Source organism: Enterococcus sp. DIV0755b (assembly GCF_051713765.1).
In the GTDB taxonomy this organism is placed as follows: Bacteria; Bacillota; Bacilli; order Lactobacillales; family Enterococcaceae; genus Enterococcus_C; species Enterococcus_C canintestini.
This window is the reverse complement of record NZ_JBIOQN010000001.1, coordinates 1,731,857-1,753,638: the sequence shown is the minus strand read 5'-3', so window position 1 is coordinate 1,753,638 and position 21,782 is coordinate 1,731,857. Positions and strand designations below refer to the sequence as shown.

Sequence of the window (21,782 nt, the reverse complement as noted above, 5' to 3'; positions counted from 1 at the left end):
ATTCAGCATTTTTTTCAGCTCCCCAAAAACAAAATAACATATTTTATTTTTATGTAATCTAGATACTTTTTATTATAACCTATTATCCAAATATTCGAATAATGATTTTATCATCTCTTTTATAGCTTTATCTCTTGCAATAAGCACGATTTAAGTCGTTAAAATTGTGCTTACAAAAAAAGAAGCCTACTTTTTAGTAGGTTTCCTTTTATTTAGTTATTAAAATAATTACGAGTATCTTTTTCATCTTGATTGAGCTGTTTGACTAGACCATCGGCACCAGCAAATTTTACTTGTTTGCGAATAAGATGATTAAACCGAACGCGTACTGTTTCACCATAGATATCTTTATTGAAATCTAAAATAAAAACTTCAACTGTTAATTTTCGCCCTTCACCAAACGTATCATTATGGCCAATGGAACTCATCGATTGATACCATTTATCAGCGACTTTAATTTCAGAAACATACACGCCTTCCATCGGTAAACGAACGCTATTTTTAAAACGAATATTTGCCGTCGGATACCCCAGTGTGCGACCACGGGCATCTCCGTGTACCACTGTTCCTTCAATTTCATAAATGTATCCGAGTAATTTTGTTACTTCTAGCATATTGCCTTCATCTAATAATTCACGGATTCGAGTTGAACTAATTTTATCCCCCGCCAATGTTTCTTTTGGGACGGTGACAATTTCAAACCTTCCTTTGGCATACTCAGGTAAGTGTGAAACATCTGCTATATCTTTCGGACCGTAAGTATAATCAAAACCACTAACAGCAGCTACAGCGTGTAACCCCACAATATACTCATCTACGAATGTTTGCGGTTTTAAATGGGCAAAATTTGAAGTAAATTCAATCTCATATAAATAATCGACACCAAGTTCTGCCATATGATACTCTTTTTGTTTTAAAGAAGTTAAATACTTTTGATTTTCGCCTTCTTGTTTTTTAAAGACGATAGAAGGATGTTGATTAAACGTCATTACAGCAAGTTTAACCCCTTTTTGTCGGGCTAATTCTTTGCCAGTCAAAATAACTTTTTGATGTCCCCGGTGAACACCATCAAAAAAACCTAAAACTAAAACTACCGGCTCACTTGGAATTTGTTCTTTTGTATAAGGATGATGAATTTGGATAATTTTCACAATACTATACCTCAGTTCGTAACATTTTTAACGGTTTCAATTTATTTTTTTCTTTTGGATTGTTCTCATATAAAGCTACAACTTTTTCCTGATAATATAAAGCAATTGGTTTTTTAGGCATAGAATCTAAACCAAAGACTTCAGGAGCTAAGCGCATACCATTTTTTACTTGAAGCCATGTTTTTTCGTTAATGGTAATTTTGTCAAAAGCTGATAGCCCATATTCTAGCGGCAATAAATATTCACTAATCGTATCGTCTGCAACAGCTTGCGCTACTTGAGCTAAAGTTAGTGCTTGGGCTGGTTTTAGTCCGCCACTTTCCAAACGTGTTAAATCAGACATGTGAGCAGCTACTCCCAGTTTTTTACCAGTATCTACTGCTAAAGTACGTACGTAAGTTCCTTTGCCACAAACAACTTCAAAACGCCAACTTTGAGTTTTATTTTCTTTGTCATATTCAGGTTCACTTATACGGCGAAAACTTATAATCTGGGCTTTACGTTTCGGTCTTTCTACTTCTAAACCAGCCCGCGCATATTCATATAATCGCTTTCCATTCACTTTAACAGCAGAATACATAGGTGGAATTTGTGTAATCTCGCCTTCCATCAATTTCATAATATTATCAATCTCATTTTGGCTAAAAGGAGTTGCAATCGGCGTTGTTGCAACTACTTCCCCTGAGGCGTCTTCTGTTGTGGTCGCATAGCCTAATGTAATTTCTCCAGTATAAACTTTACCACTATCTTGCATGAATTCAATCACCTTAGTTGCTTTACCAATACAAATCGGCAAAATACCATCCACATCTGGATCCAAAGTCCCACCGTGACCAATTTTTTTCGTTTTTAAAATCTTACGTAATTTGAATACACAGTCATGACTAGTCATGCCACGTTCTTTCCATAAAGCTAAAATGCCGTCCATTCAAACTCCTCACTATCTCTAAATTCATTTCAACTGCCCTATTATAGCAGAAAAAAAGCCTCTTTAAAAAGTCTTCCTTTCTAAAGAGGCTTCTTTATCTTAATCCTTGTGTAAATTACGGATCATTTCGTCGATTTTGTTACCATATTGCACAGAGCTATCTAATTCAAAAGAGATTTCCGGTGTTTTATATAATGTTAACCGTTGGCCTAATTCTCGTCGAATTAAACCACTCGCTTTTTCTAAACCCGCTTGTGCTTTTTGTTTATCAGAAGCTAAGTCAGATAAAATACTATAAAAGATTGTTGCTTGTTGTAAGTCTCCTGTTACCCGGACATCTGTAATAGTGACATCTTGCACCCGTGGATCGCGTACTCTTTTACGTAAAATATCGTTGACTTCTCTTAAAATTTCATGGGCAACACGACGGTCACGATAATTGGCCATCCTTATCCCTCCATTTATCTTAGTAGTTTTTGATTTCTTCCATTACATAAGCTTCAATCACATCGTCAACTTTCAAGTCATTGAATTTTTCGACCATAGCGCCACATTCAAAGCCTTGTTTTACTTCTTTAACATCATCTTTGAAGCGTTTCAAGCTAGCAAGAACGCCTTCGTAAATCACGATACCATCACGAATGACACGGACACCACTGTCGCGGCGAATAAACCCATCGGTTACATAGCAACCGGCAATCGTACCAACTTTTGAAACTTTATATGTTTCACGGACAATCATTTGACCAGTAATTTTTTCTTCAAATTCTGGGTCAAGTAAGCCCTTCATCGCTGTTTCAATTTCTTCGATTGCTTTATAAATGATACGGTGTAAACGAATATCAACCGTTTCAGCATCTGCTTGTTGTTTTGCTTGTGGTGTTGGGCGCACGTTGAAACCGATAATAATCGCATTACTTGCAGCTGCTAAGGTAACATCACTTTCATTAATAGCACCAACAGCAGAATGGACGATATTAACTCGTACGCCTTCTACTTCAATTTTCTTCAATGAAGCAGCTAGTGCTTCTGCTGAACCTTGTACGTCTGCTTTAATAATCACGTTAACTTCTTTTAATTCGCCTTCTTTTAGGCTTTCAAATAAGTTATCCAATGTTACTCGGCTATTAGAAGCACGTTGTTCCATCAAAGCACGTTTTGCCCGTTCTTCACCGGCAGCCCGCGCTGTTTTTTCATCTTCAAAGACGACAAAACGATCGCCTGCTTGAGGAACATCATTTAAACCAGTAATTTCGACTGGTGTCGCAGGTCCCGCTGATTTATCCCGTCGGCCTAAATCATTGGTCATTACCCGTACACGGCCATAAGTATTTCCGACTACAATTGGATCGCCCACATGTAAAGTACCTTGTTGCACGAGTAATGTTGCCACTGGGCCTTTACCTTTATCCAAACGAGCTTCAATTACAGTACCAATGGCTCTTTGGGTTGGATCTGCTTTTAAGTCTTCTACTTCTGCTACAAGTAAAATCATTTCTAATAATTCATCGATGTTTTGACCAAATTTCGCTGAAATTTCAACAAAAATTGTGTCGCCACCCCAACTTTCAGGAATTAATTCATATTCACTTAGTTCTTGCATTACGTGTTGTGGGTTAGCACCAGGTTTATCAATTTTATTCACTGCAACAATAATTGGCACTTTCGCTGCTTTGGCGTGGTTAATCGCCTCAACAGTCTGTGGCATAACGCCATCATCTGCTGCAACAACTAAAATTGTAATATCTGTAATACTTGCACCTCGAGCCCGCATACTTGTAAAGGCCGCGTGTCCTGGTGTATCTAAGAAAGTAATTGGTTTCCCATCAATGTCAATTTGATAAGCACCAATATGTTGCGTAATCCCGCCAGCTTCACCACTTGTTACTCGTGAGTGACGTAGTGTATCTAGTAAAGTTGTTTTACCATGGTCAACGTGACCCATAATCGTCACAACTGGTGGACGTGGTACTAAGTTTTCGGCTGCAACTTCTTCTGCTTCAAAGAATTTGTCAATGTCGGCAATATCGACTTGTACTTTTTCTTGAGGCTCAATTCCATAATCTGTCGCCAAAAGTTCAATTGTATCTTTATCTAGCGCTTGGTTTTGGTTAACCATGACACCCATCATAAATAATTTTTTGATGATTTCGGCTGGTTCACGGTGAATTTTTTTAGCAATATCAGCTACATTCATGCCTTCTGTATATTCTAATACTTCTGGCAATTCTCTAAATTTACGTGGTGGTACTGCCGGTTTATTGGAAACTTGTTGTTTTCCTTTTTTACCTTTTTTCTTAAACTTATTACGGTTTTGTTGATAGCCACCTTGACGATTTTGTTGACCATAATTTTTGTTACGATTATCGTTACTACGGTTACCAGCTTTATTACCATCAGCTTTGGCAGCTGGTTGAGTATTTGCAGATTTTGCGGCTGGTTTATTAGCGTTCGTAGCAGGTTTTGTCGTAGTACGTTGTTGTGTGGCTGGTTTTTGTTGTGTTGCTGGTTTTTTATTTTGTTTCGGAGCTTGTTGTGCAGGTTTTGTCTGCTTGGTTTGGTTACTCCGTTTTTGATTATTATTATTAATAGGCTTTTGATCCTCCGTTTTTTTATTAGCTGTTTTTTGATTTGCTGGTACATTTTTTTGTGATGTGTTTTCAGTTTTATTTGAAACAGCTTTAGCTGAAGGTGTTTCAGAATGATTGAAACGATTATTTTGCTCAGCTTGTGTTTTATTTACAGTCCCTTGTTGACGGTTTTGCGTTGCTTGATTTTTCTGTTGCCCTTGTTGGTTCCCTTTATTTTGACCTTGTTTGTGGCCTTGTTTTTGGTTTGGATTATTCCGATTTTGGAATTTCGGATTATTCCGTTGGGTAACAAATTTTTTATGCTCAGGTTTTTTTGCTTCATCTGGGTTAGCTGGTTGGGATGCAGGTTTTGGAGCATTGTCAGTACTTTTTGTTACACCAACAGCTTGGCGTAACTTTTTCTCCTCAGTATCTGAGATTGCTCCCATATGATTTTTTACATCAAATCCTAAAGATTGTGCCGTATCCACCAATTCTTTACTCGATTTGTTGATTTCTTTTGCAAGTTCATAAATTCTTTTTTTTCCCATGCAATCACCTTCCTAACCTTGTATTAATTCTCCTATCTTTTTGGCAAAGCCCGCATCTAAAATACCAATTACCATCCGGGGTTTACCAATCGCACCTCCTATTTCCAAGGCGGTTAAACGATTATTATAGGGAATTTTATAATAAGTGCACTTATCACTTATATTTTTGTAAGTATTTTTACCAGCATCTGTGGCAATTAATACCAAACGAGCTTTGTTGCGACGAATCTCTTTTAACGTTAGTTCTTCGCCAGTGACCAACTTTCCAGCGCGCATTGCTAAACCTAACATGTTCAATACCTTGTTTTTATCCATTGCCAAATAACTCACGACGGGCTTTTTGATGGGTAACATAATCAAGAAGTTCTTGATAAAACGCATCAGTCAGTGGTGTTTCTAAGACCCGATCCAAGATTTTTTTATCCCAAGCTTTTTGTACTTCTGCTGGCTCAATTGCAACATAAGCACCGCGACCCGGCATTTTACCAGTGGGATCAATCGAAACTTCGCCTTCTTTTGATCGAGTAATGCGAATCAGTTCTTTTTTTGGTTTCATTTCACCGGAAACAACGGATTTACGTAAAGGAATCTTTCGTTTCTTCATGAAATCGCCTCCTGATTAATCCTCTTTTTCTTCATCAAAAGCAATATTTTCATAATCATCACTTGTCATATCGCTATTTTCAATTACTTCATCAACAGAATCGGTTGCATTTTCATCAACTGTTTCTTCAGTTACAAACTCGCCTTCATCGATATAGTCGCCTTCTTCTAATTTGGCATAAAATTCTTCCATATCAGATTCAGCTTTAATATCAATTTTATAACCAGTTAATTTGGCTGCTAAGCGAGCATTTTGACCTCTTTTACCAATCGCAAGTGATAGTTGATAATCTGGCACAACAACGGTACAAGCACGGGGATTATCCAAATCAAAAATAACGTCTTGTGCTTCAGCTGGATTCAATGCATTAGCAATATAAATAGCTGGATCTTCATCCCATTCGACAATATCCATATTTTCGCCTTTTAATTCGTTAACAATTGCTTGAACTCGCTGACCTTTAGGGCCGACACAAGTACCCACAGGATCAATATTAGGGTCATCTGAACGCACTGCAACTTTGGAACGATCGCCAGCTTCTCTAGCAATGCTAACAATCTCTACAGTACCATCATAAACTTCTGGCACTTCTTGTTCAAATAAACGGCGTAATAAATCTGGATGGGAACGACTAACAAAGACTTGTGGACCTTTTGAAGTATTTTCAACCCGAGAAACATACACTTTAATACGATCATGTGGTTGATAAAATTCGTTTGGCATTTGATCTTGTTTTGATAAAACAGCTTCGATTTTACCCAAATTAACATAAATGTAACGATTGTCTTGTCTTTCAACAATACCTTGCATAATATCTTTTTCATAAGCTGAAAATTCATTATAGATAATCGTTCTTTCTGCTTCTCTGACGCGCTGTAAAATAACTTGTTTGGCTGTTTGTGCTGCAATTCGTCCAAAATCTTTTGGCGTTACTTCAAAACGAATTTTGTCACCAATTTCATAAGCTGGGTTGATTTTGATTGCTTCTTTTAAAGAAACTTCTAATTGGGAATCCATGACTTCTTCTGTTACTTCTTTGACAGCATAAACATGAATGTCACCTTTTTTTTGATTGAATTCTACTTCTACGTTTTGGGCTTGGCCGTAGTGACGTTTATAAGCTGACACTAAAGCGGCTTCTAGTGCTTCAATCACGATTTCTTTTGAGATGCCTTTTTCAGCTTCTAAAGCATCTAATGCATTCAACATTTCTTTACTCATCTGCTTGGAACTCCTTTTTTAAAATTGAATAGCTAAACGGGCTTTGGCAATATTCTTGCGATCAAAAGTCAGTTCTTTTTCTCGCGTTTTAACTCTGATCTTTAATACAAGTTCAGCTTCATTTAAAGAAACTAAAAATCCTTCATATTGCTTTTGTCCTTCAACTGCTTGATATAATGAGATGTGGATATATTCACCCACGGCTTTTTGATAATCGGCTTCTTTTTTCAGCGGACGCTCGGCACCAGGAGAAGATACCTCTAGAAAATAAGCTTGAGGAATTGGATCTGGATCCATATTATCCAACTTTTCACTTAGCTTTTCACTTACATAGGCACATTCTTCTATATCAATGCCGCCTTCTTTGTCGATGAATACTCGCAAAAACCAGCTTTTCCCCTCTTTAACAAACTCAACTTCGACTAATTCAAAATTTTGTTCATCCAAAATTGGAACAACTAAATTTGTTACTGTTTCTACCACTGTACTCAACAATCATCGCCTCCTTGACCAATTCTTTTCATTAAAAAGAGTGAGGGAAAAAATCCCTCACTCCACTAAGTATCATTACCGTTATACATTCTAACATATTTTTTTGAAAATCACAACTGAAAGCAGAAATAGCGTTATTTAAGTAGCAACAATTTGCCACAATCGCGGCAAAAAAGCATTAAAATTGAAATCCAATGGAGCTTGATGGGGAAAATACTGAACCATTCGATATAAATAAACAACTAAAAACAGACCTATAATTCCCATCCACCAATATTTATTAGTCAAAAGCCGTGCTATAACCGCTTTTTTTAAACTAACTCCATAGAGTAAAACCAACAAAATAATTACCCAAAAAAGTGGATGATAATAAAACGCTGTCGTAATATCCCCCTGTGCCAAATGAATAAAAGCGCGCGTCATACCACAAACCGGACACGGCAGACCTGTCACAGCTTTTAAAGGACATTCTAATAATCCGACCATTCGTCGTCTCCTTGAGTATTCATACCTGTCACACCTTGATTTAAATGATCATAAACATCATTTAAGTCAGATTGTAAAATTGCCATATTAATCACGGCTAGGCCAAAAATGCGCAAGACAATAAATAATAGCTTATTGTCACTACGATAAGGTCGCAATGCTCTTTCTTGCGCTGCCATCACCAAATCATTGATGCGATACCACCAATAAAACATGTATAGTCCACAAGTAATAAGTCCAAAAAATAATGTCCATCCTGGTTTTAGTCGATAGTCACCAGTTAAATCATTTAAATCTCGGTTGGTAGTATAAATCCAATAAATTCCATAAATGCCACCAGTGAGTAGTGTAAATAAAATCACAGCTATTACAGAGCGTTTTTGCCAATCGTTTTTCATCATAGTCGCTATTTCCTTTCGTATCTCACTATGTAAAAGAAGCTGCCGCCTCTTTAACTTTAATTGATAAAATAATTTTTCCTGTTTGAAAATTCGTTTGAACTTCCTTAAATTACTTTACCATAAAAGAGTTAAATTAGGCAGGACAGCTTAAAAATTTATACGCGACTGTAGTTAGCTACTTCTGCTGCAATTGCATCCACAAAAATATTTAGCTCTTCAACTGAAGTTTCTTTACTTCCATAACGACGAACGTTTACAGTTGCATCTTTTACTTCATTATCCCCTACAACAAGTTGATATGGAATTTTTTGTGTTTGTGAAGCTCGAATTTTATAACCCATTTTTTCATTTCGGTCATCGACTTCAACCCGAATTCCTTTTGCTTGCAGACGTTCTTTGATTTCATAAGCATAATCAGAATGTGCTGCAACAGAAACTGGAATAATTGTTGCTTGAATTGGCGCTAACCAAGTTGGAAATGCACCTTTGTAAACTTCGGTTAAATAAGCTACAAAACGTTCCATAGTAGAAACAATTCCGCGGTGAATCACGACCGGACGATGAGTATTTTCGCCATCTTCACCGACATAAGTTAACTCAAAACGTTCAGGTAATAAGAAGTCTAATTGAATAGTAGACAATGTTTCTTCCATCCCCATCGCTGTTTTCACCTGCACGTCAAGTTTTGGTCCGTAAAATGCTGCTTCTCCTTCAGCTTCAAAATAGTCTAAGCCTAATTCATCCATCGCTGCTTTTAACATTGTTTGCGCGTTATCCCACATTGCATCATCATCAAAGTATTTTTCAGTATTGTTAGGATCACGATAACTCAAGCGGAAACGATAATCTGTCACGTTGAAGTCTGCATAAACCGCAATCATCAAGTCCAAAGTCCGTTTGAATTCATCTTTAATTTGATCCGGACGCACAAAAGTATGTCCATCATTTAATGTCATTTCCCGTACCCGTTGTAAACCAGATAAGGCACCAGATTTTTCATAGCGATGCATCATGCCAAGTTCTGCAATTCGAATTGGTAGTTCCCGATAAGAATGAATATCATTTTTGTAGACCATCATGTGATGCGGACAGTTCATTGGACGTAAAACAAGCATTTCGCCATCGCCCATATCCATCGGTGGGAACATATCTTCATGATAATGATCCCAGTGACCAGAAGTCTTATACAAATCAACATTGGCCATAATTGGTGTATAAACGTGTTGGTAACCTAAACTTACTTCTTTATCGATAATATAACGTTCAATAATCCGGCGAATTGTAGCACCTTTTGGTAACCAGAAAGGAAGCCCTGAACCAACTTCTGGTGAAACCATAAATAAATCTAATTCTTTTCCTAATTTACGGTGATCGCGTTCTTTTGCTTCTTCTCTTTGTTTAATAAATTCTTTTAGATCTTTTTTATCAAAGAAAGCTGTCCCATAAACACGTTGCATCATCTGATTATCGGAATTACCACGCCAGTAAGCACCCGCAACAGATAATAGTTTGAAAACTTGAATGCGACCAGTTGAAGGAACATGTGGGCCACGGCACAAATCAACAAATTCTCCTTGACGATAGGCTGTAATTGTTTCATCTTCTGGCATTTCATTAATTAATTCGACTTTATAAGGGTCTGCATGAAACAAATCCAATGCTTCTGCTTTTGATAAGACCAAGCGTTCAATCGGTAAATTTTCTTTCACGATTTTCATCATTTCTGTTTCAATTGCTGGTAAGTCTTCGGCTGTGATTGGATGTTGACCGTTATCAGTATCATAATAAAATCCACTGTCAATCGCAGGGCCTACGCCAAAGTGAATATTCGGAAATAACCGGCGGGCCGCTTGTGCCATTAAATGAGCAGCAGAATGGCGAAGTAAAGGTAACGCTTCTTCATCAGCTGGGGTAATAATTGCTAAGGTAGCATCTTCATTAATTGGACGATTTAGGTCTACTAATTCGCCATTAACTTTTCCCGCCAAAGCTTTTTTTGCTAAGCTATTAGAAATACTAGCCGCAATATCTTTTGTTGTACTACCTGATTCAAATTCTTTTTTTGCACCATCAGGAAATGTAATTGTAATTGCCATAGATAATTCCTCCTTAAATAATAAAAAAAGTCCTAGCGCTATAATAGCACTAGGACGTGATTAACGTGGTTCCACCTAATTTTAAGACATATTATCGTCTTCTCATTTGCCGCTAACGGTTGCCACCGCCTAAGATTAATTAGGAATAAGTAAAGTGGTCATCCTTTGGTTTTCTGTTGGAAAACTTTCAGCAGTTGTTTTCCTCTCTGTTACAGACTCTCAAAATCAGTTGGCTTTACAAGTTGAATATATTTAAACACTTCTTTTAAAAAAATGCAAGAATGAACTTACTTAAATTCACCATTAACAGCATAAGTACCTTTTTTCATTTCATTAATAATCACATGAATATGTTCTTTTGGCGCACCGGTATTCTTATGAACAGCTTCAGTAATATCTTTCATCATTGCAGTCAATTGTTCTTTACTACGTCCTTCTACTAATTCAACATGGACAAATGGCATATTATTCACTTCCTTTTTTAAATTACCTCTATTTTAACCTTAAATAAGTCAAAATGTCCCGCACAAAACTGAAATTGTTGCATAAAATTTGAAACTTTATTTTCGATATTTTTTATAAAGATACTCTGTTAGCTTATGCTAATGGCCTAAACTTAATTTTTTCCTGGTATCTTTATTTTTACGATCGTTTTTGGCCCGTAATGCACTTAAAATGGAGACCGTATCAACAACCTCTTGTAACATCGCACCGATTAACGCAGGGATCACCCCCGTGCTAGCAACTAGCATCAAACCAACACAGATAAAAATTCCGATTAAAACTGATTGTCGGGCGATTTTCATTGTATCTTGCGAGATACTAACCGCTGCTGCAACGCTACTTAAATCATCCTTCAAAATAACAGCATCTGCACTTTCAGAAGCCGCTGAAGAACCGTGAGCCCCCATAGCAATACCGACATCAGCAATCGCTAAAGCTGGCGCATCATTAATACCATCACCAATCATCACTAACGGCCGATCTGCTTTAGTGATATTTTTTAAAACGTTAATTTTATCTTGTGGCAGGCATTCGGCATGAACTTCTTTAATTCCAACTGCAGTAGCTGTTAATTCTGCGATTCCTTTACGATCGCCAGTTAACATAATTTCCTTATCGACACCTAAATTGCGTAATTGGGTAATCGTGGTTTGGGCTTCTGGTCTTATTTCATCTGCAAAAGTTACACTACCGATGTATTGATCATCTAACGATGCAAAAATCATTGTCGCATTACCAGCAGAAATACTAGCGTGGGCAAATTCTGCCCGCCCAATTTTGATGACTTTGCCATCAATTTCACCTTTTACACCAGAACCAACAACTTCTTCTAAGTTTTTAATCGGTACTAATTCTACTCGTTTGGTAGCATAAGAAACAAGTGATCGCGCTAAAATGTGCAGTGATTCTTGTTCGGCACTGGCAAGATAGCTCAAAAATTTATCTTCTGGAAAACCAGCTACAGGATTTATCGCTTCTACTGTTAATTGGCCTTTGGTAATGGTACCTGTTTTATCAAAAGCAATGGTCTTAGCTTCGGCAAGTTTTTCGATTGTAGTACCAGTTTTCACTACAATACCATTACGACTTGAACGACTCATGCCTGCTACTAATGCAACTGGAGCTGCTAAAATCAAAGGGCAAGGAGAAGCTACGACTAAGACTTCAGCAAAACGGACCGGATCTTTCGTAACAAACCAGGCAATCCCTCCAATGAGATACGCAATTGCAGTAAATGGCACAGCGTAACGGTCTGCCATCCGCACAAAATGAGCAGGTTTTTCTTGCGATTCTTTTACTAATTTAACGATTTGTTGATATTGTGAATCTTCAGCTAGTGAAGTTACTTGATAAACCAAAGTTCCCTCACCATTTATAGCTCCAGACATAATGTCATCTCCGCTATTTTTATCCACTGGCCGAGATTCACCAGTTAAAGAAGATTCATCGACACTACCTTCTTGTAAGGCAATCCCATCAACAGGGACAATTTCATGGGGCTTAACCACTAAAATATCGCCAACTTTAACCTTATCTAAAGTTAAATCTTCTAAGCGATCTCCATTTTTTCGATGCGCAACTTGAGGAGAATTATCTAATAGAGATTGTAATTCACGGCCTGCTTGACGACTGGCATAATCTTCTAAACTATCTCCGCCGGTCAACATGATTAAAATCATCAAACTCGCCCAGTATTCCCCAACTGCTAAAGTAGCGACAATAGCCGTAATCGCTAAAATATCCACACCATAACGGCCAGATCGCAATGTTATTACCATTTCAATTAACATGGTAAAGGCCATGAAGCCACCCACAATTGTCACGAGTAGATAGGCCCACTGTCCTTGTTTCAAAACAAACTCAAAAAGACAAGCTATGACTCCTACCACTAAAGTTAAAAAGAATTTTTTAAAATGACTCATTTCCATCCCCTACTTTCCCAACTTGAATAGTTCAAGCTTCACTTAAAGGATAACTTGCTTATTTCCAAATGAAAATAGAAAAGTGCTAAATGAAAAAAAGAATCATTTACAATTAGCTTTTATCATCCTGATGCTGCCAATTGTGACTGTATTTCTTCACAGCATTGGCTGTTTTAGCATCATAAAAAAAACCACTCATTTCAGCAAATTTTACAGCTGTTTGATGAAAAAGGTTTTGGGTTTTATAAAGACTCTGCCAAATTTTTTCACCAGTAGTAAAATCCAGCAAATCAAGCAGTGATTGTCTTATTTCATCAGACAAATAATTTAGTAAATACTTATCGTTTTTGCCAATACTAACGCTACATCCTTGTTCTAAAGCAACTTGCCAACTCAGCAAACGACGTAATTCCTTTTGACAAATGTTATAAAGATGATCAGTAGCATATAACCATTCTTTACGCCATAGACCTTTAACTACATAAGTGGACACCCACCAAAACTCATTACAACAATCTGTAAATTCCGCTTGACTCGGCGCTTTTTGAAGATATAAGGAATCAGGATTTGTTTTCTTAATATCTGTAAGTAAATTTTGAGGATCCCACAAAGGTAAAACTACTTTTTCTGTTTTTAACCAATCTGGCAGATTTTTTATAGGACAAAGCATTAAATCAATGCGGTTATTATCTTCAAATAACATTAAAAAGGTAAAACAATCTCCTAAAGTAGCTGGAAACAAAGTCATTTCCTCGGGACATTGCATAATTAAAATTTCACCAAAAGCTTTTAACCAACTGCGCTCTTTTAATAAACTATCTTTTTCACCTACTAAGTAAACGACATCATAATCTTGAAATATATCTTTGGGGACGTGAGGATTTGCTCGCGAGCCAGAAAGCGCTACGCCTTTGACCTGAGGTAATTTTTGAGCTACTTGTTTTATTAATGCTAACATTTCATCTTCCTTACGCATTGTTTCTTCCTTTCTCATTTACATAAAATTTTAAAAAAACTTTGAAAGCAGTAACCTTTTTTTCAGAGTCGAACTTGTGCTATAATTTTATGGCGTGATTTTATCACACACATAGGAAATGGAGGCTTGTTTAATGGATGAACGTGCCAAAGAAAAGCAGCATGTCGCATGGACTGTTGCACTTATTCAAAATGAAGAACAACTAATTAAAGAACAGCAACAACAGCTAAGTGGCAAGATGCAAGCCGAATTAAAAGAAGTTGCCGATCACCAAATCCGGGGCGGTTCAGATGAGTCTTTTTATGAATCTGCAATGGAGTATCGCCAACATGAGCAAGAACTACTCTTGAAGTATCACACAGCCGAAAGCCAAGTAAAACGTTTAAAGACACTTAGTACAATGGAGGGAAATCCTTATTTTGCGCGGATTGATTTTAAAGAAGGACAAGAAAATAAAGAAACACTTTATTTAGGTATTGCTTCTTTACGGGATAAAAATCAAGAAACCATCGTCATCGATTGGCGCGCGCCAATTGCCAATCTTTATTATGAAGGTGAATTAGGTCCAGCTTTTTATGAAACCGACCACGACCGTTATGAAGTAGAACTTTTATTAAAACGCCAGTTTAAAATTCAAGATGGGCAAATGCTTTCAATGGTGGATACTTCTGAAGTAATTAATGATGAATTTTTATTAGAGATTTTAGATGAAGCATCTTCTTCTCAAATGAAAAATATCGTCTCCACGATTCAAAAAGCCCAAAATAAAATTATTCGCAATACAACAAGCAAAGTCATGTTAATTGAAGGTATAGCAGGTAGTGGTAAAACTTCTGCCCTTTTACAACGAATTGCTTTTTTACTTTATCGTAATCGTAAATGGTTGGCTGATGAACAAGTTCTCTTATTTTCACCTAACCATCTATTTTCTGATTATATTTCAATGGTTCTGCCTTCCCTTGGAGAAAGTACTGTCCCAACTCGAACATTCCGCTCTTTTATGGATCAGCTACTGCCACAATTTACGATTGAAAAAGAAGCTGAGCAAGAAGTTGTCTTTTTATCTGGCAATGAAAAACAAAGCGAGCGACTAAAAAGCAGTTTAGTTTTAGTCAAGGCTATTAAAAATTATATCAAAGCAATCACCGACTTAGGACCGTTATTTCGTAATTTGAAAATTAATGGAGAAACTTTGATTTCAACAAAACAAATGCGTACTTGGTATCAAGAAACAAATCCAAATTTACCACTTTACCAACGGACACAATTATTGCAGACAAAACTATTGAAAAAAGTTGGTGGCCTGCAAAAAGACGAAGCCAAAAAAAATTGGGTAAAAGAGGCCGCCGAAGAAGAATTACAACAATATTTTGCAGATCATCCTAACTTAACTGATTCTGAAGAAAACGAACGAAAATTACGCAATCAGATTAAAAAACAAATTGTAAAGCGCCACTTTCGCAGTATGGTTAAAAGTATTAATCGTTTCCAATTTATTAACTTTTCCAAACAATATTTGCACTTTTTACAAAACGTTTCTAAAAAAACTTTAGCTGAAAATCATGTGACTGTAAATCAATGGCAAGAAAGTCTCGAAGCTACCCGCGACTTATTAAAAAATCGCCTGTTAAAACAAGAAGATGCTGTTTTATTCTTCTTACTATTAAAAGGATTGCGACCAGTTGACTTACCAGTCAATGCTCGTTTCATTTTTATCGATGAAATGCAGGACTTTCCACCTGCACAAGTGGCGCTATTACGGGAGTTGTACCCCCAAGCTAACCTTACGCTGTGTGGAGATTTAAATCAAAAAGTCTTTGGTAATGAGACCATTGTCGGTAATTTAGCTGCCCTTTTCCCAGATCAAGAAGTAACCCGGTACCAATTAACAACAAGTTATCGATCCACTAAAGAAATTACAGACTTTGCCAATCAATTTTTATCAGAAGAAGATACTGTGGAAATGACTGCCAGAAAAGGAGATCTACCAACCTTAGTAACTGGCTTTAATAAAACGGAATGTCTGAATTATTTAATAAATGATTTAAAAGAAAATGAAGCAAAAGCTCAATATTGGCGGACAGCAATTATTTGTCGGACCAGTCAAGATTGTGTTGCCCTTTATGAAGCACTAGACGAAAAAATGAAACAAGAGATTCAATTAATTATCTCTGAAGAGGATTTCATGAAACGACGTATTATGATTATCCCTGCTTACCTAGCGAAAGGCTTAGAATTTGACCGTGTCTACGCTTGGCAAATTGACGATAGTTTTAAGACGTTGCAGGATCGGTTAATTTTTTATACTATTGCAACTCGGGCGATGCACGAACTAACCGTTATTAGCCATGAGCCCCTCTCACCATTTTTTGACACAGCGGATCCATTAACATTTAACAAAGTCGTTTTATAAAAACTCAAAATTTCACTAACAAAAATAAAAATACCCAAACTATCACAAACGATTGGTTAGTTTTAAAAACTAGTAAATCGCTGTAATAGTTTGGGTTTTTAAATGAATAATGGCACCTGTGGATATTTTAATTGAATAATATTTAATATCATTTTAAGTTCTGACAACTGCTTTTTATCTTCTTCATCAAAAAGTTTCGCGTGACGTCCTACCAAACCATTATCAATTAAATGATGTTTTTTATTCCATGTTTTAAAATCATTCAAGTTTTGACACTGGCTTAAAGGTAACCCAGCCGCATCTATTATTTCAGACAGACGAAAAACTAAAAAGGCGCTGTCAATCACTGTATATTCTTGATATTTATGAGATTTTTCTTGATTTCTACGATCTTTTAAAATTACTTTTTGAGGTTCATTTTTCAAATACCAATCCAATAGTATAAAAAAACCCTCTAAACGAAATTCTTCAGCAAATAATTCATAACTCTCAGGGTTTTGGCGAAAAACCAAAGGAATCAAATAATTACGACGATAAATAAGCATTGGCGCTTGGGTCACACTGTAGTAAACATAACGATTCAAGTAACCAGCTCCACGAAAATCACCTAAGCGATACCCTTCTACCCCAAAGCGTTGACATCGAGCAGCTAAGGTAGAACACGCACCTACTGATACTGCTAACTCCGCTTTTTGTTCATAGTCGCTTAAAATGCGATCAAAAGGTTCCAAACTGATTTTTTCCAAACAACAACACCACCTCAAAGATAACGTTTTCTCTTCAATAGTATAGCATAATTTCATTAAACCATTTGCAGAGAAAATTCGAAAAAATAAAAAAATTCATTTTCTGACAATAATATCAGCCAATTTATACTTCAGTAATTAAATCATAAGCGGAATTGGAATTTTTTTAAACGTTGCTATCAAGATAATACCGTAATTTTTTTCCTACCACTTATTTGTTTATTTTTTTGAAAAGACATAATAGTTTTCAAGAGATAAAAATAAGTCTAAAATAAATAAGAAAACAAATGAAAACATACTGGAGTGATGGTATTGAAATTATTAAGAGAATATGGCTTTTACCTGCTACTATTAGCTATTATCAGTGAAATTGCACTCCCTTTTATTTTGGCGCACTATTATCCCAATTACAGCCAAATAAATAATTTAATTTCAACTTTCGGTGAAACCGATAGTCCGACGAAATGGGCCTTTAAAATTTGGGAAATTATTAATGGCACCCTTTTTGTTTTAAGTGCCCCAGCAATTTATGAACGATTTAAAGAAACCAATCAAAAGTTTTCTCTTATTCTTTCATTAATGGTGGTGGTTTTTGGAATTGGCGATTGTATTATCACTGGTTTATTTGATCGCGCCGCAAATGAAAGTGAGGTAGATTTTACTTCCTTATTGCACAATTATGCTTCTGGCGCAGGCTTCGTTGCACTTTTGTTAGGAACGTTCCTTTTGTTTTTGCTTTATCGCCATGAAAAAAATGAAATTTTCATCGTCTTTTTGCCACTCATTTTTATTGCCGCTATGGTATTTATGTTTTTATTCGCAATGCCAAAGATTCCGATCATCAGCCAATTTCAAGTTTCCCATCGTGGTTTATGGCAAAGATTGAATCTGTGGTTTTTGTATTTACCTTATTTTCTCACTGCTATTCAAAGTCTTTTAATAAAAAAAAGCTAAAAAACAAGCCTTCATTTTTAATCCTGAAGGCTTGTTTTTTTACTTTTTCTTTTAGTATCAATTGGCTACAGCTCTGATTGATTGATCGGCCAGCGGGTGTTGTCTTTACTTGGTAAAATTAAAGTGATGAAAATAACGATATTACCAATTAAAGGAATCAAGTAAAATAAAATCCACCAGTTACTGTGATTGCGATCATGCAGGCGACGTGCGCGTACAGTAAAATTAGCCAACCAAATTAGTGCGCTCAATAAGACAAAAACTAACGTTACTGCATTCCATTCTTTGATAATTGTACCGTCATCAGCTGTAATTTCAATATAACGGTTAACTCCTGTCACAACCGAATAGATTGCTAATACTAAATAATTGATAACTTGCGGCCACCAATATTGCCCTCTTTTGGCAGATGCGTTCATAACAGTCATGTTATGCCAATATTCTTTATAAGCATTAATCATTTTAACACCTCCTATTTTACTATCCCAAAGCCTGTAGCAGTTGTCAAAATTTAAGCTTAAAATCCTTTTAATAAATTTACCAATCATTTATTTTATTTAGAAAGCAATTTATAAATGAAGTTATAAATGCCAACAAAAAGATAAATGAACCCACACGTGCCCGCCTAAATAATCATAGCATCTCCATTTAACCCATAAAATTTTGAACTTACTGAAAAAAGATTAAATTTTTATAGGCCAGTACTTGTTCAAACTACTTTCTTGATATGAAGAAGGAATTTTTAATTCACATTAAAGGATGTAATCACTTCTTGGATATTTAAATTTAAAACTCTAATATTTACCTCTGTGCCACCGCCACCCCATTTTACCAGTGCTAAATCGCCATATCTTCTAAAGACTGGAACGTTGCCAACTCCATTTTGATATTGAAAACTATACCAACCAGAAGTGGTAGTTTCCTCTTGAAAGCCTATGTAATTTCCAGTTGCTTCAGGAGTCAGAGTGTTCCAAATTTTTTCAGCAACTTCATCTGTCATTGTCGTATCAATCGTATTCAATTCTGCTTTCAATTGTCGTAATTCTGTGTTTTTTTCAGACAATGTTTCTTCAAGTTCTGAAATTTTCTGCTTATTTGTTTCTGCACTTGCTAATTCTTTTTCTTTTTCGAGTAATTCTTTTTTCAATGATTCAACTTCAGTCATTAAAGAATTGGTAGTACTAGTATTACTAGTTGATGTAACATTTGTTTGACTTTTTGATGTTTCATTACTTATTGAGCTACAAGAACTTAAGATAACTAGGCTTACAAGTAACGTTGCAAATCCAATCTTTTTCATCAATTTCTCCTTTAATAAATTTTTTTTGCAATTAAACGAATGCTAAATAGCTAATAAAACCGGATGAATAGATACATAAAAAGGTTTAAGGAAAATAGAAATATGTATTTTGAGATAGTTTTTTTATGTACTTAACATCCCTTAAATTCACTATATATATATGAGTTTAACATGCTATTTTCGAATTTTAAATCATATTTTTCCGCTTACAAAGAATATTTTTTAATTCTATTAAACTATTTTATTTTTTATACTTTTTTCAAATACCAAAGAAACTAACTTAGAAAAAAAGACCAACGAATTTCTTCGCTGGTCTAAATTTATCTTATCTTACAAAATTTCTGTAGTACTACTTTTTAAACAAAGTGCCGTTTCATACTGACACTTTTCCTATTAAATCAAAACTAATCATCTAATTCTACATTATGGAAAATACGTTGCACTATCTATCTGAGCTAATCCATAGTGGTGTAAAAACACTGTGAAATAAGCGTTTTTTCGATATTTTTGGATTTATTTTCTTGTACTAATTTGTAGTAGTACAAATTTTTTGCCCCTTTTTTGCCCCTTGAAAATTCATTCTTACAATCTGTTAGCTTTACAAAACAAACATACGTTCGTATAATAAAAGTGGAAATATGTAGGAGATGATTTTATGCGTACGCCACCACCTTATCAAGATCGAAAATTATTAAAGTGGAATGGTTTCTTTTTATCCGAACACACAAAACAAATGTCTGAAGTAAAAAAAGAAAAAAATTTTGTGGTTCCGGCTAAAGAGCTAATGACCTCTGATGAAATTGATCGCACTTTATACGAAGCACGCTTAAAAGACAAAAGTGTTGCTATTCAAAAAGAAGAAATGAACGAAGAAGGACAATATCAGAGAGATATTGTTGGAAAAGTGCAAGGATATGACGAATTGGGAATATACATTGATGATCAGAAAATTGATTACGATGAAATCCGCAACGTAGAATTCGTGAGTGTCGCTAAGTGGTCTGCATTGGAGGAATGATGATGATTCATTTAAACGGAACTGTTAAACATGTTAAGATTTTGAAATCTAGCGAGCGTCCCCTTGTGTTTTTCAAATTAGATGATACAAATTGTCTCATCGCTTCTCATTCATTAAACTTTTTAGCTGACGCAGCAGAAGGAACTAAGATAGCCGTCGCTGGTGAATATAATAGTAGAAAACAATTCGTTGTGAGGAAATATGCGGTGATTGGCAAACCTCAAATAGTGATTGAATTCGAAAAAAGTTTATATCCGAAAAGAAACAAATAACAACTATTCGCCATATTAAAATGACAACTTTCACCTAAAATGATATCCTTTAAGCGGGAATATTTTCCTAAATTAAAAGAGTAGCACCTCACCTAGAAATCTTCCCCAAGCTGACTAAGTGTGCTACTCTTTTTATGGAGTATATTGTTGCTAACAGAATTATAGTATATTGTTATTTCAAATATTGCAAAAGATATACTGATTAATGACAAAAACCATGTTAAACTAAGTATGTGGTCAATTCCTTAGTGACTCCTTTTTCTAACCTTGGCCACGCGCCTACTCCTTTTTTGGGGTAGGTTTTTTGTTAAAAAAAAGACCTTAGCGTGGGCTAGGTCTTTTAACGTTGTATTAACTTTAAAACAGCAGTTGCTGTGAATTCGTTTCAATTATTTCGATTGTTTCAACTCTAGCTCTTTTTGAGCCCGGAAACGGCAAGGACTTCTTTTTCTTATTAACAAAAAAAGTGACTGGAGCATATACAGAAGAAGTATTTTCTCTCAGGCCTAAATTAAGATATTTATTCTTATAAGGATGCGCAAACGCAATATCTAGGTTCATAGAACTTCCATTCTTATCTCCATCAGAAAGATATATAACTGACTTATTATAGTCTTCTAAGAAAATATCTAAAATAAAAGGGAACAGCGTAATTCTATCTTTGATTTGTCCGAAGTTATGATGGCGTTGGATATTCTCGTAACATATATCTCCAGTTCGCAAATCTTTACACAATTCCTGTGGCTTACGATTATAGATTTTGTGCAATCCTAGCAAATGGGGTAACTGCTTTATATCAAATTTGACGTAGAAAACATCAAGTTTATCGTAACTTGTTGTCATCATTGCAACTTTCCCATCGAAATTTGAAAGATACTGATTATAGGTAAATTTTAAATCTATGGCCATAATAGTACCCTCCTAAAAAAGTGCAAAAAAAAAGAGTGCAAAGCATGGTTACCGTCCCATGCAGACCAACGCTAGGCTAACCCGCCTGCTGGGGTGCGTGAGTGCACTCTTCTCACTTTGACTCTATTGAGCCTTAAACTAGACAAGACAGAGGAATGAGCTCTATTATCCTCAAAGGTAATATAGCATTAGATAATAAATTAATCAACCAAAACCTTTGAATTTAAATTTTCCTATAATATTTTATACAAAAAAATAACCCGACCTC

22 protein-coding genes are annotated in these 21,782 nt (G+C 35.7%); 4 read left to right on the top strand and 18 right to left on the bottom strand.

Annotated features, from left to right (window positions below; all coding sequences use genetic code 11):
* Nucleotides 1-212 precede the first annotated feature (212 nt).
* From ribF to IGI65_RS08380, 14 genes are all read right to left on the bottom strand, one after another.
* Nucleotides 213-1,151, bottom strand: coding sequence for a riboflavin biosynthesis protein RibF (gene ribF / locus IGI65_RS08445; protein ID WP_438773904.1), 939 nt, complete (start codon nt 1,149-1,151; stop codon nt 213-215).
* A gap of 4 nt (nt 1,152-1,155) precedes the next feature.
* Complete coding sequence (gene truB, locus IGI65_RS08440; RefSeq protein ID WP_438773903.1) at nt 1,156-2,079, bottom strand: tRNA pseudouridine(55) synthase TruB; 924 nt, start codon at nt 2,077-2,079, stop codon at nt 1,156-1,158.
* A gap of 99 nt (nt 2,080-2,178) precedes the next feature.
* On the bottom strand, nt 2,179-2,526 hold the full coding sequence (gene rbfA / locus IGI65_RS08435) for a 30S ribosome-binding factor RbfA (protein WP_071864713.1): 348 nt from the start codon (nt 2,524-2,526) through the stop codon (nt 2,179-2,181).
* A gap of 19 nt (nt 2,527-2,545) precedes the next feature.
* Nucleotides 2,546-5,200, bottom strand: coding sequence for a translation initiation factor IF-2 (infB, locus tag IGI65_RS08430; RefSeq protein WP_438773902.1), 2,655 nt, complete (start codon nt 5,198-5,200; stop codon nt 2,546-2,548).
* A gap of 12 nt (nt 5,201-5,212) precedes the next feature.
* Nucleotides 5,213-5,515 (bottom strand): YlxQ-related RNA-binding protein, encoded by a 303-nt coding sequence (locus tag IGI65_RS08425; RefSeq protein WP_438773901.1) that lies wholly within the window; start codon nt 5,513-5,515, stop codon nt 5,213-5,215.
* A complete protein-coding gene (gene rnpM, locus IGI65_RS08420) occupies nt 5,508-5,804 on the bottom strand; it encodes an RNase P modulator RnpM (RefSeq protein WP_071864716.1) in 297 nt (98 codons plus the stop codon). The genes IGI65_RS08425 and rnpM overlap by 8 nt, the downstream gene beginning before the upstream one ends.
* A gap of 15 nt (nt 5,805-5,819) precedes the next feature.
* Nucleotides 5,820-7,025, bottom strand: coding sequence for a transcription termination factor NusA (gene nusA / locus IGI65_RS08415; RefSeq protein ID WP_438773899.1), 1,206 nt, complete (start codon nt 7,023-7,025; stop codon nt 5,820-5,822).
* An 18-nt stretch (nt 7,026-7,043) separates the two neighbouring features.
* The gene (gene rimP / locus IGI65_RS08410; protein WP_438773898.1) at nt 7,044-7,517 is read right to left on the bottom strand and encodes a ribosome maturation factor RimP; all 474 of its coding nucleotides are present in this window, start codon (nt 7,515-7,517) and stop codon (nt 7,044-7,046) included.
* Nucleotides 7,518-7,655: 138 nt separating this feature from the next.
* Nucleotides 7,656-8,003 (bottom strand): DUF2752 domain-containing protein, encoded by a 348-nt coding sequence (locus IGI65_RS08405; protein ID WP_438773897.1) that lies wholly within the window; start codon nt 8,001-8,003, stop codon nt 7,656-7,658.
* Nucleotides 7,988-8,404: a DUF4234 domain-containing protein gene (locus IGI65_RS08400; RefSeq protein WP_438773896.1), complete on the bottom strand. Its 417-nt coding sequence runs from the start codon at nt 8,402-8,404 to the stop codon at nt 7,988-7,990. Before IGI65_RS08400 ends, IGI65_RS08405 begins: the two co-directional genes overlap by 16 nt.
* A 155-nt stretch (nt 8,405-8,559) precedes the next feature.
* Nucleotides 8,560-10,500 carry a threonine--tRNA ligase gene (thrS, locus tag IGI65_RS08395; protein ID WP_071864720.1) on the bottom strand — a complete coding sequence of 647 codons (1,941 nt, stop codon included), beginning with the start codon at nt 10,498-10,500 and terminating at the stop codon, nt 8,560-8,562.
* 287 nt (nt 10,501-10,787) lie between these two features.
* Nucleotides 10,788-10,964 (bottom strand): 2-hydroxymuconate tautomerase, encoded by a 177-nt coding sequence (locus tag IGI65_RS08390; RefSeq protein WP_071864721.1) that lies wholly within the window; start codon nt 10,962-10,964, stop codon nt 10,788-10,790.
* Between the two features lie 138 nt (nt 10,965-11,102).
* Nucleotides 11,103-12,926, bottom strand: coding sequence for a heavy metal translocating P-type ATPase (locus IGI65_RS08385; RefSeq protein WP_438773895.1), 1,824 nt, complete (start codon nt 12,924-12,926; stop codon nt 11,103-11,105).
* 112 nt (nt 12,927-13,038) lie between these two features.
* Nucleotides 13,039-13,902: an aminoglycoside 6-adenylyltransferase gene (locus tag IGI65_RS08380; RefSeq protein ID WP_438773893.1), complete on the bottom strand. Its 864-nt coding sequence runs from the start codon at nt 13,900-13,902 to the stop codon at nt 13,039-13,041.
* A 133-nt stretch (nt 13,903-14,035) separates the two neighbouring features.
* On the opposite strand from IGI65_RS08380, the gene helD reads away from it, so the two are divergent.
* Complete coding sequence (gene helD, locus IGI65_RS08375; protein WP_438773892.1) at nt 14,036-16,315, top strand: RNA polymerase recycling motor HelD; 2,280 nt, start codon at nt 14,036-14,038, stop codon at nt 16,313-16,315.
* A 98-nt stretch (nt 16,316-16,413) separates the two neighbouring features.
* Here the strand turns inward: helD and IGI65_RS08370 are convergent, their stop codons facing one another.
* Entirely contained in the window at nt 16,414-17,061 is a 648-nt protein-coding gene (locus IGI65_RS08370) for a hypothetical protein (protein WP_438773891.1), read from the bottom strand.
* A 312-nt stretch (nt 17,062-17,373) separates the two neighbouring features.
* Here IGI65_RS08370 and IGI65_RS08365 point away from each other — a divergent pair, with 312 nt between their 5' ends.
* Nucleotides 17,374-18,015, top strand: coding sequence for a DUF998 domain-containing protein (locus tag IGI65_RS08365; protein WP_438773890.1), 642 nt, complete (start codon nt 17,374-17,376; stop codon nt 18,013-18,015).
* A 65-nt stretch (nt 18,016-18,080) separates the two neighbouring features.
* Here the strand turns inward: IGI65_RS08365 and IGI65_RS08360 are convergent, their stop codons facing one another.
* A complete protein-coding gene (locus IGI65_RS08360; protein WP_438773889.1) occupies nt 18,081-18,476 on the bottom strand; it encodes a DUF805 domain-containing protein in 396 nt (131 codons plus the stop codon).
* 281 nt (nt 18,477-18,757) lie between these two features.
* Nucleotides 18,758-19,315, bottom strand: a complete 558-nt coding sequence (locus tag IGI65_RS08355; protein ID WP_438773888.1) for a hypothetical protein — start codon at nt 19,313-19,315, stop codon at nt 18,758-18,760.
* 655 nt (nt 19,316-19,970) lie between these two features.
* On the opposite strand from IGI65_RS08355, the gene IGI65_RS08350 reads away from it, so the two are divergent.
* Nucleotides 19,971-20,333, top strand: a complete 363-nt coding sequence (locus IGI65_RS08350; protein WP_438773886.1) for a hypothetical protein — start codon at nt 19,971-19,973, stop codon at nt 20,331-20,333.
* A gap of 2 nt (nt 20,334-20,335) precedes the next feature.
* Nucleotides 20,336-20,605, top strand: coding sequence for a hypothetical protein (locus IGI65_RS08345; protein WP_438774430.1), 270 nt, complete (start codon nt 20,336-20,338; stop codon nt 20,603-20,605).
* 357 nt (nt 20,606-20,962) lie between these two features.
* Here IGI65_RS08345 and IGI65_RS08340 read toward each other — a convergent pair whose 3' ends face one another.
* Complete coding sequence (locus IGI65_RS08340) at nt 20,963-21,514, bottom strand: PBECR4 domain-containing protein (protein ID WP_438773885.1); 552 nt, start codon at nt 21,512-21,514, stop codon at nt 20,963-20,965.
* Nucleotides 21,515-21,782: the final 268 nt, after the last annotated feature.

Bases quoted from the DNA above. Each gene is read 5' to 3' on its own strand.
- truB (WP_438773903.1), bottom strand. From the start codon at position 2,079: ATGGACGGCATTTTAGCTTTATGGAAAGAACGTGGCATGACTAGTCAT.
- rbfA (WP_071864713.1), bottom strand. From the start codon at position 2,526: ATGGCCAATTATCGTGACCGTCGTGTTGCCCATGAAATTTTAAGAGAA.
- infB (WP_438773902.1), bottom strand. From the start codon at position 5,200: ATGGGAAAAAAAAGAATTTATGAACTTGCAAAAGAAATCAACAAATCG.
- IGI65_RS08425 (WP_438773901.1), bottom strand. From the start codon at position 5,515: ATGGATAAAAACAAGGTATTGAACATGTTAGGTTTAGCAATGCGCGCT.
- rnpM (WP_071864716.1), bottom strand. From the start codon at position 5,804: ATGAAGAAACGAAAGATTCCTTTACGTAAATCCGTTGTTTCCGGTGAA.
- nusA (WP_438773899.1), bottom strand. From the start codon at position 7,025: ATGAGTAAAGAAATGTTGAATGCATTAGATGCTTTAGAAGCTGAAAAA.
- IGI65_RS08405 (WP_438773897.1), bottom strand. From the start codon at position 8,003: ATGGTCGGATTATTAGAATGTCCTTTAAAAGCTGTGACAGGTCTGCCG.
- IGI65_RS08400 (WP_438773896.1), bottom strand. From the start codon at position 8,404: ATGATGAAAAACGATTGGCAAAAACGCTCTGTAATAGCTGTGATTTTA.
- thrS (WP_071864720.1), bottom strand. From the start codon at position 10,500: ATGGCAATTACAATTACATTTCCTGATGGTGCAAAAAAAGAATTTGAA.
- IGI65_RS08390 (WP_071864721.1), bottom strand. From the start codon at position 10,964: ATGCCATTTGTCCATGTTGAATTAGTAGAAGGACGTAGTAAAGAACAA.
- IGI65_RS08385 (WP_438773895.1), bottom strand. From the start codon at position 12,926: ATGAGTCATTTTAAAAAATTCTTTTTAACTTTAGTGGTAGGAGTCATA.
- IGI65_RS08380 (WP_438773893.1), bottom strand. From the start codon at position 13,902: ATGCGTAAGGAAGATGAAATGTTAGCATTAATAAAACAAGTAGCTCAA.
- helD (WP_438773892.1), top strand. From the start codon at position 14,036: ATGGATGAACGTGCCAAAGAAAAGCAGCATGTCGCATGGACTGTTGCA.
- IGI65_RS08360 (WP_438773889.1), bottom strand. From the start codon at position 18,476: ATGATTAATGCTTATAAAGAATATTGGCATAACATGACTGTTATGAAC.
- IGI65_RS08355 (WP_438773888.1), bottom strand. From the start codon at position 19,315: ATGAAAAAGATTGGATTTGCAACGTTACTTGTAAGCCTAGTTATCTTA.
- IGI65_RS08350 (WP_438773886.1), top strand. From the start codon at position 19,971: ATGCGTACGCCACCACCTTATCAAGATCGAAAATTATTAAAGTGGAAT.
- IGI65_RS08345 (WP_438774430.1), top strand. From the start codon at position 20,336: ATGATTCATTTAAACGGAACTGTTAAACATGTTAAGATTTTGAAATCT.
- IGI65_RS08340 (WP_438773885.1), bottom strand. From the start codon at position 21,514: ATGGCCATAGATTTAAAATTTACCTATAATCAGTATCTTTCAAATTTC.